A 17,388-nucleotide genomic window follows, 5' to 3' on the forward strand; every position below is an offset into this window, starting at 1 on the left:
AATTGAGATTTAAATTTATCTACTCCGTATCCTTTGTTTCTTCTAAATCCTCAGTTTTACGGCCAACTTTTACTTTAGGACTATCCTGAGTTCCTGTAACAGTTAACGGAATTCCGAAAATACCTAATGGCGGTAATCCCAAACGCATTTTTAGATTTAATTTTCCGTCTAAGCTTGTAGTTCCTTCAATTCTTGGTCTAAAGCCGGCAAACTTAAATTTAAAGCGTTCAACTGTCATGATATTATTCTTGATCTTACTTTTTATTTCAACTTTTGAAAGATCAGGGTTTTTCATAGATTCAGAATTGGTTTGTTTGCTTACGGCATTAAACATTTTCAAACCTCTTACTTTTACGTTTTTTACAGAAAGTGTTCCGCCGCCAACAAGCGATGGATAAACCGGTTTCATGTTTCCGTTTAATCTTCCTTTTAACTGATAATCAAGTGATACAATTCCCTGTGCTTTTTCGGCTGCACTAGCCATTTTTCTAAAAACTTCAACTTCATTGTAGGCTCTTTTAATATCAAAATCAGAAGCTTTAATACTGTAGTCAAAATTTGCTTTTTGAGGCGTCACAGCCTGATAATTGCCATTCATAGCAACATTACAGCCAATTAAATTGAAGCCTGTATTTTGCATGCTCAGTTTGCCTTGGTTCATCTTTAAATTTCCGCTGGCATTTTGAAGATTTAATTTGTCAAAATAAACTTTTTGGGCATGCGCGATTAATTGCAAATTTAAATTGGTTGGAATAATAATAACTCCAGTTTGTTTGGTTTCCATTTGAGAAGCTGTATTTGTATCTGTTTCAGACATAAACTCATCTACATTAATATATCTCGCCGAAACCGTAAAAGAACCTTTTAAAACTCCTGTATTTGTTGTTATATAATTAAAAACGTTCTGCAAATATCCGTTCATCTTAAAATCTGATTGCCCATAAGCAGCCAAAAAATTATTGAAAGACATTTTATCCTGATTGATTTTGAAAATACCTTCTTTAATAATGAATTTTTTAGGCAGATATTCTGATGCAACTCCAATGTTTCTAAGTTCAAGCGTTCCTTTGTTGTAAAGTTTGCTGTAATTTCCTTTTTCAGCGTCGCTTTGTTTGCCTTTTAAAACCAAATCAGCTTTTATAAAACCATCTAAATCCAGACCTTTTTGAGAAAACACTTTGTATATTTTATTTACATCAAGTTCACCATTTGCTTTGATGTCATAATTTAAATCATCAAAATCGCTTAAAGCAGCAGATACAAAAACAGGTTTTCCTTCAAAAGTAAACTGAGCTGGTTTTAAATTCACTTTCAAATCCTGAAAAGTTCCTTTTTGATTGCTGATGTTAGATTTTACAACAATATTGGTAATCGCATTTGGATAATATTTTGTTTTGATATAACCATTTTCTAAATCAATATTTCCTTTTGTAACAGGAAAAAGTTTGTTTTTTTGATCGAATTTTCCTTTCGCTTTTACATCTCCGGCCAAAGTTCCTTTTAATTCCAAGTCAGGAATTCCAAGGGCTTTGTTTAATTTGGCAAGATCCATTTTGGCTTTAAAATCGGCGTCAATATTTGGAGTACTTAAGCCTTCCATATATAACTTTGATTTTAAATAATCGTTATTGATCTTCAATGATATGTTTTTGGCATCAACAATTAAAAGTTCAGGATCTAATGAAGGAACTTTTGTTTTTACCTCTAAATTAAGGTCAGAAACCGGAAAAGCACTTTTGTTATAATTCACAAATCCGTTGTCAATTTTTACATCTAAATTAAGATCCGGAGCTTTTTTTTGCGAAGCAATATAGTCTCCTTTTACTGTTAAAAGTAAATTAGTATTTCCTTTTAATTCTGTTTTAGAAAGCCAGGTGATGTATTTTGGTGGAAAAGCAGTGAAAACATCGTATAAATCGCTATTTTCTGATTTTATTGCCAAGTCCATATTATAGCCGTCTTTTAGAAAATTGAAATTTCCTTTAAAATCGACTACCAGCTGATTTATTTTTAAATTGTTTTGTTGGAAAAAGAATGATAACGAATTGATATTTACTTTCGTAATCAAATCAGCATCAATTTTTTTGTTCATTAAGTAAGGCTCATCCTCATAAACAATATTTAGTTTTTCGACTTTTGCTTTTGAGTATAAATCGAAAACAGATTTATTTAAATCCCCTTTTCCTAAATAATTAAAACCAAGAGCATCAAAATGTACTTTTGTAGATTGATCATCATAAATAATTTTACTATTGATGATTTCAATTCGCTCCAATTTTAAAGCTGTATCTGAGCTGTCTTTTTGTGTGGTTGTCTGCGCCGTAGATTTGTAAATGTTGTAATTGGCTTCACCATTTTTATTGACTTTTACATTTATAAACGAGTCAGACAAATAAATCTGGTCGATTTTTACAGATCGGCCAAAAACTAAACTTGCAACGTTTATTCCAAACGAAACCTCTTTTGCGGTAATAAATTTTTCAGCTTTATAAGGTGCAGAACCATTAAGACTTAAATCATTTAATGTTAAGGTCAAAGAAGGAAAATGACGAAAAAAAGATACAGAAACATCAGAGTAATTCAATTCGGCGCTTAGCCTTTCATTCGCCGTTTTTTTGATTTGATCCTTAATTTGATCTTCAAAAATAATAGGCGTTAAAAACAATAACCCCAGAATAACAGCAAAAGTTATTGCCAGGTATTTACCTGTTTTTAGTAAGACCGATTTAAATTTATTAGTTGGCATTTAAAATTGTGATATGATTTATATTTGAATTAGGATTGGATAACAGTTTTTTTATCCGTGAACGGTTTCGCTTTTTCCGTAATTGGTTATGATCGAACCTTCATATTCAATCCATTCTTTCCAGCGTTTGTCGATGTCTATATTGTCTGTATATTTTCTGGCAAAGCCTAAAAAAGTAGTATAATGTCCTGCTTCAGAAATCATCAAATCACGATAAAATTTGGCTAATTCTTCGTCTTTTATATTTTCAGAAAGTACTTTAAAGCGCTCACAACTCCTGGCTTCGATCATTGCCGAAAACAATAAACGATCGCAAAGCGCGTCTTTACGGCTTCCATCTTTCTTCATAAATTTAAAAAGTTCATTTACATAATGATCTTTTCTTTCGCGGCCCAAAGTCAGGCCTCTTTTTTTAATTATGTCGTGAACCATCTGCAAATGTTCCAGTTCTTCTCTTGCAATTACAAGCATTTCGGTTACTAATTCTTCCAATTCAGAATTGTAAGTAACTAAACTAATGGCGTTTGAAGCTGCTTTTTGCTCGCACCACGCATGATCCGTTAAAATTTCTTCGATATTCGATTCGACGATATTTACCCAACGAGGGTCTGTGGCTAATTTTAATCCTAACATAATTTTATAGAAAAAAGTGTTCTGCAAAATTAGTGTTTTTTATCGCCGAAAGTCAGGAAATATGGTGCAAATCCGCGCAAAATAGTATTATTTTGTAACTTGAAACAAATCAAATGAATCACACAAAAAAACTTTTAATTATTGGTTTTGTCTGGCCGGAGCCAAATTCGTCTGCAGCGGGTGGAAGAATGATGCAGTTGATTTCTATTTTTGCAACAAATGGATTTGAAATTACATTTGCAAGCCCGGCATTAGACAGTGATTTTATGGTTGATTTGAAAGCTTTTGGAGTTGAAAAAAGAACCATAGAATTGAATAATTCCAGTTTTGATGATTTTATTATGGCATTAAATCCGGATGTTGTTTTATTTGATCGTTTTATGATTGAAGAACAATTTGGATGGCGGGTTTCAGAAAACTGTCCAAAAGCAATTCGTTTACTGGATACTGAAGATTTACATTGTTTGAGAACAGCGAGACAAAAAGCTTTTAAAGAAAATCGAACTTTTGAAGTTCATGATTTGTTATCTGAGGAAGTTGCAAAACGTGAAATCGCAAGTATTTTAAGATGTGACTTATCTTTTATTATTTCAGAATTTGAAATGGATCTCCTAAAAGATACTTTTAAAATTGATTCCAATCTGCTTCATTATTTACCTTTTTTAGTTGATAAAATGTCTGAGGAAAATCTTCAGGAATTACCTTCTTTTGAAGAACGCAAGAATTTTGTTTTCATCGGAAATTTTCTTCATGAACCAAATTGGAATACAGTTCAGTATTTAAAAGAAACAATTTGGGGCGAAATTAAAAAACAGTTTCCCGAAGCTATTTTACAAGTTTATGGCGCATATCCATCACAAAAAGTACTGCAATTGCATCAGCCTAAAAGCGGTTTTTTTATTATGGGAAGGGCAGAAGATGCCAATGAAATTGTAAAAAACGCCAGAATTGTTTTGGCTCCAATTCGTTTTGGTGCAGGTTTAAAAGGAAAATTGTTAGAAGCAATGCAATGCGGAACACCAAGTGCAACCACAACAATTGGTTCGGAAGCAATGCATGGTAATTTGCCGTGGAATGGTTTTATTACTGATGATATTCAGGAGTTTGCAAAACATGCAGTTACACTATATCAAAATGAAAATTTGTGGAAGCAAGCCCAAAAAAATGGAATCGCAATTGTGAACGAGTGCTATCAGAAAAATAAATATTCAGACGAATTAATTAAAACGATTAATTCATTATTGAATGATTTTGAAAATCATCGTTTGCATAATTTTATGGGAAGTTTACTGGAGCATCATACTTTAAAAAGTACCAAATACATGGCAAAATGGATTGAAGCGAAGAATAAAAATTAAGGTTTTTAATTGCTAATATTTAGGGGAATGTACTGTATGTGGTGGATAATTTCCCTGTATATATAAAATTGAATAGTTATATCCCGTAGGGATTATATATTGGTAGAAAGAAAATATCCATTTTGATTATTTGTCCCGTTAGGGACTGCACAATATGTAATATATGTAGTCCCTAACGGGACAATGATTGTAATACTTGGATTTTTTCTACCAATATATAATCCCTATGGGATATAAAAAATCCCCAATTATCAATTATCTTGATATTGGGGATGTAAACTTTTAAATTTAAAACTGTTTACTGTCACTTTTTGCTGTGACTGAAAACTATTTCAACAAACCTTCAACAGCCTGAACAGTTGTGGCATGATAACCAGATTTTGCTTTTTCAAAAATTTGTTTTGCCCAGGTTTTTCCTTCCGGAGTTTTAACCAATTCTTTATAAAGTGTCATTAACGATCCTGTTCTGCTCGTTGCAATCATAAATTGTTCAATAACAGGATAAGCGGTTTTGTATTGATGACGAATTGCCTGAACAAACCATTGACGTTTAATAACGAAGTTTCCGTTTTTAGTAAAACTGAACTCATTATCAATTGCTGTCATTTCTTTGGCTGTAATATCTGCAGGTAAATAATCGATAAAATGTTGTTTTTCCGTTGTTGATTTTATCTTTTCGCTTAATCCTTTAACGCCTGTTGTTCTCCAGTTTTTCTGAATGTTATCTATTGCAGTAAAATCTTCAGAAGAAGGAGTTGTAATGTTTGATGGAACGCCTGGTTTATAAATCCAGTCGTCTAATTTGATTTTATCAGCCAGGGCTTTGTCATCTTTAATAAGATTCTCTTTTAGGTATTTTACGAAGTCTTCTGTTGTTATAGATTGAAAAGCATGCGCATCAAAATAGTTTTTAATAAACGGATCGAATTTTTCACGACCAACAGCCTCTTCGATTACTTTCAGGAAGTTATAGCCTTTTACATAAGGAATCTGGCTAATTCCGTCATCTGGGTTTCTGTTGGTAAGGCTTGCTTTTAATCTTGTATCTGGATTGGTAGCGCCATATTCAGTAATATTGTCATCTAAATCTTTACGAGTTAGAACGTCTTGCATTTCAGCTTCTTTTTTACCGAAAATTTCTTCGCCAATTCTGTGTTCTACATAAGTAGTGAAACCTTCGTTTAACCAAATATCATCCCAGGTTGCGTTGGTTACTAAGTTTCCGCTCCAACTGTGGCCTAATTCGTGCGCCAATAAACTTGTTAAAGAACGATCGCCGGCAATAACGCCCGGAGTCAGGAAAGTTAAGTTTGGATTTTCCATTCCACCATAAGGAAAGCTTGGAGGTAAAACCAAAACATCGTAACGTCCCCAACGATATGGTCCGTAAAGTTTTTCGGCAGCACCAACCATTTTTCCCAGCTCAGCAAATTCCCATGCAGCTTTTTTTAATATAGAAGGTTCTGCATAAACTCCGGTTCTGTTGTCAATTGATTGAAAAGCAATGTCTCCAACAGCAATTGCCATTAAGTAAGATGGAATCGCTTTATCTTGTTTGAAAGTATAAACTCCCGTATCATTTTTTTGTTGCGGATTTACAGAGGCGCTCATTACAGCCAATAAATCTTTAGGAACCGTAACTTTTGCATTATAAGTAAAGCGTATTCCCGGTGAATCCTGACACGGGATCCAGGTACGAGACCAAATACTTTCTCCCTGAGAGAAAACAAAAGGTTTCTTTTTATCTGCAGTTTGTTGCGGATTTAGCCATTGCAATGCAACAGCATCTTTGGTTGTACTATAATAGATGTTAACTTTTGTAGTGTTTGGTTCAATAGTAATATGAAGTGGTTTTCCGTGAAATTCAACTGCTGCACCGAGTTCGAATTTAGTTTCTTTTTCTTCGTCGCCTAAAGTTACTTTGGTAATATTTAGCGTGTTTTCATCAAAGATAATTTCGTTTCCTTTGCTAATATTATCAATTTGCCAGGAAGCTTTTCCTGAGATTGTTTGTGTATCAAAGTCTACTTTGATATCAAGATCTAAGTGTTTTACAACAGCAAGATCTGCTTTAGAAAAAGTGTGTTCGTCTTTAATAGTAGCTTTAGCAGTGGTTGTTTTTTCTGTCTGATCTTTTTTCTGACACGCAAAAGCTGCTAAAAATAAGGTTACTAAGAATATTTTTTTCATATTTATGAAGTATTGAAATTGAGAAACTAAATTAAATAAAAAATCCCGTTCTGATTACTCAAAACGGGATTTAAATATGTAAACAATCGATTATGCCAACATTGTAACCGGGCTTTCGATGTATTGTTTTAACGTTTGTAAAAATTGAGCTCCGGTTGCACCGTCAATTGTTCTGTGGTCACAAGCTAATGATAACATCATTGTGTTTCCAACTACAATCTGACCGTTTTTAACTACTGGTTTCTCAACAATTGCACCTACAGAAAGGATAGCAGAGTTTGGCTGGTTGATAATTGAATTAAATTCAGTAATACCAAACATTCCAAGGTTAGATACTGTAAAAGTACTTCCTTCCATTTCTTGTGGTCCTAATTTTTTGTTTTTTGCTCTTCCTGCAAGATCTCTTACACTAGCACCAATTTGAGATAAACTCATAGCATCTGTAAATTTCAATACAGGAACTACTAATCCGTCTTCAACAGCAACGGCAACACCAATATTAACGTGGTGGTTGATGATGATAGCATCTTCTTTCCACTGAGAGTTAATTTTTGGATGTTTTTTCAATGCCAAAGCACAAGCTTTAATTACCATATCATTGAAAGATACTTTTGTATCAGGAACAGTATTGATAGTTGCTCTTGCGCCCATTGCTTCGTCCATGCTTACTTCGATCACTAAGTTGTAGTGAGGTGCTGTAAATAAAGATTCTGCTAAACGTTTTGCGATAATTTTACGCATTTGAGAATTTTTGATCTCTTCTGTGTAAACTTCTCCGGCAGGAACAAATACTTTTGGAGCAGCTGGTGCAGCAGTTTCTGATTTAGCGTCAGCACTTGCAGCAGGTTTTGCTTGTGAAGATGGAGTAAAGTTTTCGATATCACTTTTTACGATACGTCCGTTTTCTCCAGAACCTTTAACCTGAGTTAATTGGATTCCTTTATCAGAAGCGATTTTTTTAGCTAATGGAGAAGCTAAAATTCTTCCTCCTGAATTATCGGCAACAGCTTCTGTAGCTTTTTCAGCAGTAGGAGCAGCAGCTTTTTCTTCTGTTGCAGGAGCACTTGCAGTTGCAGCGCCTCCGCCAGTATAATTTTCAGCAATTCCGGCAATGTCAGTTCCTGCTGGTCCAATGATAGCTAATAAGCTATCAACAGGCGCAGTATTTCCTTCCTGAATACCGATGTATAATAATGTTCCGGCATTGAAAGACTCAAACTCCATTGTAGCTTTGTCTGTTTCAATTTCTGCTAAAATATCTCCTTCAGCAACAGTATCGCCTACTTTTTTCAACCAGGTTGCTACAGTTCCTTCTGTCATTGTATCACTCAAACGTGGCATAGTAACTACTATAACACCTTTTGGTAATTCAGTTGCAGCTTTTGCAGGAGCAGCAGTTTCTGTTTTTGCTTCAGCAGCAGGAGCGTCAGCTTTTGGTGCCGAAGCTTCTGGACTAGCAGCAGGAGCATCTCCACCAGCTAAAAGTGCTGAAATATCTTCTCCTTCTTTTCCAATAATTGCTAATAATGAATCAACCGGAGCAGTTTCTCCAGCCTGAATTCCAATATGTAAAAGAGTTCCTTCGTTAAAAGATTCGAACTCCATTGTTGCTTTGTCTGTTTCAATTTCAGCTAAGATATCTCCTTCGCTAATTTTGTCGCCTACTTTTTTAAGCCAAGTCGCTACCGTTCCTTCCGTCATAGTATCGCTCAAACGAGGCATTGTTACTTTAATAGCCATAATTAATTATAGTTTATGAGGTGTAAATGGATAGTCTTCTTGTGCGTATACTACATCGTATAATTGTTGCAATTCAGGATATGGAGATTCTTCTGCAAATTTCTGGCATTCTTCAACTAAATCCTTAACTCTTTGGTCAATTGCTTCAATTTCTTCTTCTGTAGCGTATTTTTGATCCATAATTACATCTAAAACCTGAGTAATTGGGTCAATTTTTCTGTATTCTTCAACCTCTTCTTTAGAACGGTATAATTGTGCATCAGACATTGAGTGTCCTCTGTAACGATACGTTTTCATTTCAAGGAAAGTTGGTCCGTCTCCACGACGTGCTCTTTCGATAGCTTCGTGCATAGCTTCTGCAACTTTTACAGGATTCATTCCGTCAACAGGTCCGCAAGGCATTTCGTATCCTAAACCAAGTTTCCAGATATCAGTATGGTTTGCAGTTCTTTCTACAGATGTTCCCATTGCATAACCGTTGTTTTCAACGATAAATACAACTGGTAATTTCCATAACATAGCCATGTTGAAAGCTTCGTGTAATGAACCTTGTCTTGCAGCTCCGTCACCAAAATAAGTCATGGTAACACCGCCAGTGTTGAAATATTTATCAGCAAAAGCCAAACCAGCTCCTACCGGAATTTGTCCACCTACAATACCGTGACCTCCGTAAAAACGGTGTTCTTTAGAGAAAATGTGCATAGAACCTCCCATACCTTTAGAAGTTCCTGTTACTTTTCCTAAAAGTTCAGCCATTACGTTTCTGGGATCAACTCCCATACCAATTGGCTGCACGTGGTTTCTGTAAGCAGTAATCATTTTATCTTTAGTCAGGTCCATAGCGTGCAATGCGCCTGCTAATACAGCTTCCTGACCATTATATAAGTGTAGAAAACCTCTAACTTTTTGTTGAATGTATAATGCTGCAAGTTTGTCTTCAAACTTTCTCCAAAGCAGCATGTCTTCGTACCACTTTAAATATACTTCTTTTGTAACTTCTTTCATCTGAATTCTTTCTTTTGCTAAAGTTTGTTTGTGTTATCAATTGTTGCCTATAACGCAAAATAGTTTCCTCCCACAAATTTGCGCCCGAAAGGTCGGGATGCAAAAATAAGACATTACATTTAAGAACTAAAATTTAAACGCTACTTTTTGGCTTTTTTTTACAAGAACTTTTTATCAAACATAAAAGGGAGCAAATTTTTAAGGGATGTTGATTTGTAAACTTCTCCAATTTCACCCATAAAATAGATTTCTATAGGGGTTTCCTGTTTAATTTCGTATTCTGCTATTGATTGACGGCATGAACCACATGGTGGAATCGGAGCTTTTGTCTGATTGGTGTCTGACGCTGCTGTAATTGCCATTTTTAAGATTTTGGCCTCCGGATAAACACTTCCGGCGTGAAAAATAGCCACACGTTCTGCGCATAATCCTGAAGGATAAGCTGCGTTTTCCTGATTTGATCCTAAAACTATTTTTCCGTTATCTAAAAGTAAAGCAGCACCAACTCTAAATTTTGAGTAGGGCGCATATGCTTTTTTTCGAATTTCAATTGCCTGTTCCATTAAGTCCTGAACTTCATTTGAAAGTTCTTTTATTGAATCATAAACTAAAAATGATGATGTAACGCTTATTTCTTTCATTCTTTTTAAGGGAAAAAAAATCCAAATTTCTAAAATCAGAAATTTGGATTGTTATATTGTTTTAATTTTTTTGTTTAGTATTGCTCGTATTTGTCGCCAAAGTTAAACGTTAAAGAAAAACGAAGTGTGTTTTCTAAAGGATTTTTAACTTTTGATGACGAAAATAAGTAAGATACGTCAATTTTTACTGCGCTATACTTGAATCCTGCTCCTAAAGAGAAAAATTGTCTGGCTCCTTTTTCAGGGCTTTCGTGAAAATATCCGGCTCTTACTGCGAATGAATCCTGATACATATATTCTGCACCAACACTATATGTGATTTCTTTTAGTTCTTCGCTAAATCCTCCCGGAGCGTCTCCAAAAGATTTAAATATTCCCGAAACCCAGCCAATATCATTGTAAGCATTATAATTTGCGGCATCGGCATCTGCCTGAGAAATGTCTCCGGCATCTGTAAAGTCCCCATCTCCGTTTGCATCAACTGCAGTTCCAGGTCCTGGAGGAGTTGGTACTAAAAGTTTTGTAAATTCTAAACTTACACCAACTTTATTGTAGTCGTCTAAAATAAAATCAAAACCTCCACCCAATCTTAGGTTTGCAGGCAAGAAGTTTGCACTTATATCATCATTATCATAGCTTATTTTTGGACCTAAATTTTGCATATTAAAACCTGCTCTCCATCTTCCGTTAAAATCAGCATAAGCGATTTCATCAGATTGATAAAAACCAGCGATGTCTACTGCAAAAGAACTTGCAGCTGATGCATCAATGTCGGTTGAAGGGATTTTTAAGTTTGAACGGATGTATCTTGCGCCAACGGCCATAGAAAATTTATCGCTTAATTTTAATGAATAAGATCCGTCTAGGGCAAATTCATTAGGATTTACTTCTCTTGTAGGCTCATTTGGATCTCCGGTTTCTCTTAGTTCAATTCCTCCAAAACCAAAGAAACGAAAGCTTGTTGCAAAAGCACTTCGTTCGTTAATTTTATTGTAATAGGTAAGTTGTCCTAAAGAAATGTCGTTTGCCAGATCTGTCAAATAAGGAGTATAGCTTATTGAAAGCCCTTGTGCTTCTACTGCAAATGCATATTTTGCAGGATTCCATTGTTGAGAATAAGCGTCTGTTGCTGTTGCTACACCCTGGTCTGCCATACCGGCCGCTCTTGCATCTGCGGCAACGAGTAAGAAAGGTACTCCGGTAGTAATGGGACGTTCAATGTCTTGGGCTTTTGCGTACGAAATAATTAATAAACAAATTAATAGTAGAGATATTTTTTTCATTTATAGATTTAAGGTTTTTATGGTAAAAATATATATATATTTATAATATGACAAGTTTTTCGTACTTTTCTGCTCTTTTATTTGTTAAATTTGATCTAACAGTAAGTTTGTAGATGTAAACGCCTTTCCCAATGCGGTCTCCAAAATCATCTTTGCCGTCCCAGGTTATCTCTCTTGATAAAAAACCTTCGGTTGTAATAACCTGATTTTTTGTCCATACCACTTTTCCGGTAATTGTCATCACCTGAACCTGAACATCTAAAGGTTCATAAGGTCTGTTATGTGAAAACCAGAATTGAGTGTAGGTCGAAAATGGATTAGGATAATTAAGAACGTGTGTCAGGGTCAGCGATTCATCTCCAACAACTATAAACTGTATTTCGCTTGTTACAGGATTGTTATAAACATCCCAGGCTGTAAAACTTATAGTGTGCAGTCCTGCTTCTAAATTTCTTAGCGGGAAACGTAAATTTCCATTTGTGTAATCGTCTAATTTAGTTTGATAATAATCGTTTAATATATAAGGATTACTTACATCTCCGTCTAAAATCGCAACAATATCATGACCAATTCCGCTAGCGGTATTTATCCCGTTTTCATCTTCTAAAAAAGCCAATAAAAATGGAGAACTATTTGTGATTCCGCCAGAAACAAAAGTTTCGTCGTTCATATATAACTTCACTTTCGGATTTATATTGTCCGCAGGTGCATTTTCATTTATTCCGCCTATTTTAATGGTAGTATTATAGCCTGATTGGTTCTCTAAGAGTGCCGTTTTCTTTGCATAAAAGCTAATTCGGCCATAGTCTACCGGAATTCTAATGTCTCTTGGAACAACAAAACTAAATTCAAACTGACCATTGGTTACTGATGCATTTCCTCTAAAAATAGTTTCTCCCAAAGTTTTGAAAGACATTCCAGGGCTATAACCATCATTATTTAAAGTTGTGGTTGTAATTAATTTATCAAATATAGCAGTGGCCAATTCGCCATTATAATTACTTAAAACAGTATTGTTCTCGTCTGTAATTTCTCCTGTAATTTTAATTTTTGCTAAAGATTTAAAATCAGCAATAGGCTGTGAGATAACAACATCATTTACTTTTGTTAAATTAATTCTGGGTTTGGGAATAGCCAGCATCAAAGCGGGATCTCCAATATAAAAAATTACATTACTGGATGAGCTTGGATTATCATTTTTAGAAATCCGAAGTGCTTCTGAGATTGCAGTATATTGGTTTGTGCCATAAGAAAGCAGGTTTTTTGTAAGGTTGTCATTAAAATTTTCTGCATTATATTGACCTATAGCACGAATGGTTGTAAGCATTGCAATCGCTCCTCCTTTTGGATTCCAAAATGTGTATTCGCCCGCTGTTGGTCTTGTTGGGTCATCAAATCTTGAAAATTCGCAGGTAATAGTTATAAATAAGGGATATTTGTATTGATTGTTTAAATTTTGACCGTCAGATTTCTCCCAGATTCTTTCGGCTGCCAATCCATCTTCACCGCCATGTCCCAGATAATTAAAAACCAAAGCTCCTTTTTCAAAAGCATCAAAAAAGTCAGTTCTTGCTTTTGGATATCTCGATCCTCCGGCAGAAGCTTCCTGAGTATATGAGTCCAGAATAATTTTGTCAATATTAAAAAAAGGTTTTTCGGTTGAAATAAGATCTGCCAATGCATTTTGACGGGATTGCAAAGAAGCATCAGAACTCTGGTCAGCATCATCGCTTACTAAAACAAAATTATTTCTCCAGTTTCCGTACGATTTAGTATCGTGATATTCTAAAACCTTATTAACCATTTCTTCAGCCTGAGCATTGTCTGAGATTAACATTCTTCCAACCGCGATATCAATTCCTCCAAAAAAAGAAATCACATTTCCTTCGTCAGCATCCATGAGGGCGTAAAAGTCATCTGATGCAAATGAAGATTCTCCAACGGTGTTACTATTTAAGGAATGATATATAGGTACAATATTCGTGTTGTTTGAAATTCTGTTTTTATAATCGAATGAAGCATCGCCAAACAAATTCACGTATTTAATTCTTTTTTCTGCGGAAGAAGCATTGTCATAAATATATCGAATGCAGTTTCTAATGGCTGAAATATCTTGTTTTCCGGAAGAAAATTCCTGATAGATATTCTCTAGTGAAATTACTTTTACATTTAAATTAGAATTAGTGCGATGAAAATTGGCTAGTTTTTCTGCTTGGGAAATTAAAATTTTAGGAGTTATAATTACATAATCAATATCCTGAAACGCATTTTGATTGTTTTTAAAAAGTGTTCCTTTCAAATTCTGGTTTGCAATTTTGGGCTGACTATCTTTTAAAGGAGTATAAAAATCTGAAGCATCAATTGCAATGTATTTTCGAATTTCTCCTAAAGAAGCTTTAAAGCTAAAAGTGGCCAAATTTGCATTTTCTATTTTTGATACATTATATAGGTCTGTAACATCCCAAATCTGACTAATGCCTGAAGCGTTGCCAATAGTATAATTCACAATTCCCGAAGTTGAACCTGCCAGATCATATTGAAACTTAAATTGTTTTCCTGTGCCCTGCAGTTTTCGTTTTGCAATTAGGTTGATATAATCCAGATATCCTTTTGATCCGGGTACACCATTATTATTATAGGTAAGTTTTATTTTGATATTGTCGGCACCTGTAAAAGTGCTGTTAGAAGGGAGTTTTACCGAGTAATATCTAACATCAGAACCTGTAACTAATGAATTAAATGAAATATTGCCGATGTTTTGCCCGTTGGCAGAAACCGCAAAAGAAGTAGGGGTGTAAGCGGCCGAAGCTGCGTTTACTTCTATTTTTACAGGAATTGTTGTTTCCAGATTTGGAAAATTGAACTCAAATTCCTGTTCTGCATTAATATCAAACGCTTCTCCTAGCCATTGACGCCCTAAATGGGCAACATTGGTAAGGTCGGTTTCATGAAATTGATAGTCATCAAACGTGTTTAAGTTCAGTGTGGCGCTGCCTGTTGGCTGATTTGCGGTAGAAATTCTTTTCCCATCGGTGCCGGTTGCTGTAATATAATAGTATGATTTGGTGTCGTATAAATTAATATTGGTCTGGCTTTCATTATTCCAGTTGTCAACTCCTTCTGCATAAAAAAGAATATAATCTTCATTATTAAAAGTACCGTCATTTTCTCCTATAATTTGAATACTGTTTTCCATTAAGTCATCAGGATAATAAGTATTGTTTGCTAATGGAAGCATTTTTCCACCATTTCCATAAATTTTGATTTTTCTCGGATCAACTTTGCCTGCATCAAATCCTAAACTCTGTAAAAAAGACTTTGAAATTTTATAAGCACCTGATTTTTCGACATAAAAGCGATACCAGTCGCCAGAAGCCAAAACAGAATTAGAAACTAAGGCCGTTTTTTGATAAGAAGAAGAATTACTGCTTTTTGCTGTACTATTATTTATTGAATACGAAAATGACTTGATTCGTTTATAGCTATTTCCTTCCTTAATAATTGGGTAAAGAGATAGAAAAGTTTGTTTCTTATCTCTTGCTGAGACGTTTTTTAACGTTTCATTTGGTCTGTCCGGAATGTTTTGAAGTGTTAAATCTCCTAAATCCGTAATTGAAATTGTTTCGTATATGACGTTAGTTAACGAAACAGAATTGCTGTTTGAAGAGCTCGATTCGGCAAGTTTAAGAAGCAGTGTTATGCTTTTTTTTGTAGTATCGAACCTAAAACTGTTTCCTGTGAAGTAAGGTATGATTATTTTGGATTCACCAAAACTCATCTCTTTTTTATTTTGCCAATCTAATGTGAGGCCGCCATTTATCTGAGAAAATGAGACAAAAGGAATCAAAAAAAGATATAGAATTATGGCTTGTTTCATAGGTTGAAAATACTAGTTTGAAATTAAAATATTTTAGTAAGTAAAAATATAGTATTTCATGTTATAGTAAATAATAAAAAGTATATTTTTGCGTTCGTAACTATAGGTTATTTTCTGGTAAAAAACAGCTAAATAAAATTATTAGAACAGATGTTGCTAATTAAATGTTAATTATTATATTGCAGCACCTAAATTTATCACCTAAGAATGAGTATGAAAGTAAACAAAATTGTAGTCTTGCAATTAATGATGTCAATGGTATTGATGTTGGGCACGGCTAGTTGTAGCAAAAAATCGAGTTCAAGCCACGCTTCTAGAGCAACAGGTTGGGATGTAGATAGTCAGAATGGAACTGCTGCTAGAAATGCAGGGAAAAAACAACAGGCTGGTCCTGGGTTAGTTTTTGTTGAAGGAGGTACATTTACTATGGGTAAAGTACAGGATGATGTTATGCACGATTGGAATAACACACCAACTCAACAACACGTTCAATCATTCTACATGGATGAAACTGAAGTTACGAATGGTATGTACTTAGAGTACCTGGAGTGGCTTAAAAAAGTTTTCCCTCCAACAGAAGAAAATTACAAGAATATTTATGAAGGAGCGTCTCCTGATACTTTGGTATGGAGAAATCGTTTAGGGTATAACGAAACGATGACTAATAATTACTTAAGACATCCTTCTTATGCTAACTACCCAGTAGTAGGTGTAAACTGGATTCAAGCTGTTGAATTTAGTAAATGGAGAACAGACCGTGTAAACGAAGCTGTTTTAGAAAAAGACGGATATCTTAAAAAAGGTGCTAAAACTACAGACGTAAGTGCTGAAAGTTTATTTAATACTGAAGCTTACCTTGCTTCACCTTCTACTACTTATGGTGGTAACGAAGAATTAGTATTAAAGAAAAATCCAAACGGAAGAAGACCAAAAGCAAATAAAGATGGTGTAGTAGAAGAAAAAAATGTGTACGCACAACGTTCTTCCGGAGTTATCTTGCCAGAATACAGACTTCCTACAGAAGCTGAATGGGAATATGCTGCTGCAGCTGATGTTGGACAAAGAGAGTACAATATATATAAAGGACAAAAGAAATATCCTTGGTCTGGAGATTATACTCGTTCGGCAAAACGTAAAAATAAAGGAGATCAATTGGCTAACTTTAAACAAGGAAACGGTGATTACGGTGGAATTGCAGGATGGTCAGATGATGGAGCAGATATTACAAACTCTGTAAAAAGCTACGCGCCAAATGATTTCGGATTATACGATATGGCAGGTAACGTTGCAGAATGGGTTGCTGACGTTTACAGACCTATTATTGATAATGAAGCAAATGATTTTAACTACTATAGAGGAAATCAATATGCTAAAAACAAAATTGGTAAAGACGGTAAACTTGAAATTATTACTAAAGAAAACATCAAATATGATACTTTAAGTAACGGTAAAGTTGTAGCTAGAAATCTTCCGGGAGAAATTGCTCAGGTACCAGTTGACGAAAACGAAACTTATTTGAGAACAAATTTCAGTACAAGTGACAATATCAATTATAGAGATGGTGACAAACAATCATCTAAATATTTTGACTTTGGAGATTCAGAATCTGGAACAAAAGCTGATCAAACAATGTACAACTCTCCTAAACATAATATCACTACAGATAGTTTAGGTAAGATGATGAGAAAATATGACAACTCTAGTAAACGTACTACTTTGATCGATGATAAAGTAAGAGTTTACAAAGGAGGTTCTTGGAGAGATAGAGCTTATTGGTTAGATCCGGCTCAAAGAAGATATTTCCCTCAGGATATGGCAACTGATTATATCGGTTTCAGATGTGCAATGTCTAGAGTAGGTTCTAAAGCTGAAAGAAGAAAGTCGCCTAGAAACTAAGTTTTAGAAATTTCAAAAT

General features: G+C 34.7%; 10 protein-coding genes. 2 read left to right on the forward strand and 8 right to left on the reverse strand.

Translation table 11 applies throughout. From position 1 onward, the window contains the following. Positions 1-19 precede the first annotated feature (19 nt). Both BUE22_RS10230 and miaE read right to left on the reverse strand, forming a co-directional pair. Positions 20-2,746, reverse strand: a complete 2,727-nt coding sequence (locus BUE22_RS10230) for an AsmA-like C-terminal region-containing protein (RefSeq protein ID WP_073394938.1) — start codon at positions 2,744-2,746, stop codon at positions 20-22. Positions 2,747-2,797: 51 nt separating this feature from the next. Next, entirely contained in the window at positions 2,798-3,379 is a 582-nt protein-coding gene (gene miaE, locus BUE22_RS10235) for a MiaE family protein (protein ID WP_035685975.1), read from the reverse strand. A 113-nt stretch (positions 3,380-3,492) separates the two neighbouring features. Between miaE and BUE22_RS10240 the strand changes: the two genes are divergently transcribed. After that, positions 3,493-4,737, forward strand: a complete 1,245-nt coding sequence (locus tag BUE22_RS10240; protein WP_073394939.1) for a glycosyltransferase — start codon at positions 3,493-3,495, stop codon at positions 4,735-4,737. A 327-nt stretch (positions 4,738-5,064) separates the two neighbouring features. On the opposite strand, the gene BUE22_RS10245 is transcribed toward BUE22_RS10240, so the two are convergent. From BUE22_RS10245 to porU, 6 genes are all read right to left on the reverse strand, one after another. After that, positions 5,065-6,927, reverse strand: coding sequence for a hydrolase/aminopeptidase (locus BUE22_RS10245; protein ID WP_073394940.1), 1,863 nt, complete (start codon positions 6,925-6,927; stop codon positions 5,065-5,067). A 90-nt stretch (positions 6,928-7,017) separates the two neighbouring features. Then, entirely contained in the window at positions 7,018-8,667 is a 1,650-nt protein-coding gene (locus tag BUE22_RS10250) for a pyruvate dehydrogenase complex dihydrolipoamide acetyltransferase (protein ID WP_073394941.1), read from the reverse strand. Positions 8,668-8,673: 6 nt separating this feature from the next. Then, positions 8,674-9,672, reverse strand: a complete 999-nt coding sequence (gene pdhA / locus BUE22_RS10255; RefSeq protein ID WP_073394942.1) for a pyruvate dehydrogenase (acetyl-transferring) E1 component subunit alpha — start codon at positions 9,670-9,672, stop codon at positions 8,674-8,676. Positions 9,673-9,830: 158 nt separating this feature from the next. Beyond that, positions 9,831-10,313 carry a cytidine deaminase gene (gene cdd / locus BUE22_RS10260; protein ID WP_073394943.1) on the reverse strand — a complete coding sequence of 161 codons (483 nt, stop codon included), beginning with the start codon at positions 10,311-10,313 and terminating at the stop codon, positions 9,831-9,833. Positions 10,314-10,387: 74 nt separating this feature from the next. Next, on the reverse strand, positions 10,388-11,596 hold the full coding sequence (gene porV / locus BUE22_RS10265) for a type IX secretion system outer membrane channel protein PorV (protein ID WP_073394944.1): 1,209 nt from the start codon (positions 11,594-11,596) through the stop codon (positions 10,388-10,390). Positions 11,597-11,636: 40 nt separating this feature from the next. Then, on the reverse strand, positions 11,637-15,473 hold the full coding sequence (gene porU, locus BUE22_RS10270) for a type IX secretion system sortase PorU (RefSeq protein WP_073394945.1): 3,837 nt from the start codon (positions 15,471-15,473) through the stop codon (positions 11,637-11,639). Between the two features lie 213 nt (positions 15,474-15,686). Here porU and gldJ point away from each other — a divergent pair, with 213 nt between their 5' ends. After that, entirely contained in the window at positions 15,687-17,369 is a 1,683-nt protein-coding gene (gene gldJ, locus BUE22_RS10275) for a gliding motility lipoprotein GldJ (RefSeq protein WP_073394946.1), read from the forward strand. The last annotated feature ends 19 nt before the right edge of the window (positions 17,370-17,388 follow it).

Origin of the sequence: Flavobacterium pectinovorum (genome assembly GCF_900142715.1) — a bacterium.
In the GTDB taxonomy this organism is placed as follows: domain Bacteria; phylum Bacteroidota; class Bacteroidia; order Flavobacteriales; family Flavobacteriaceae; genus Flavobacterium; species Flavobacterium pectinovorum.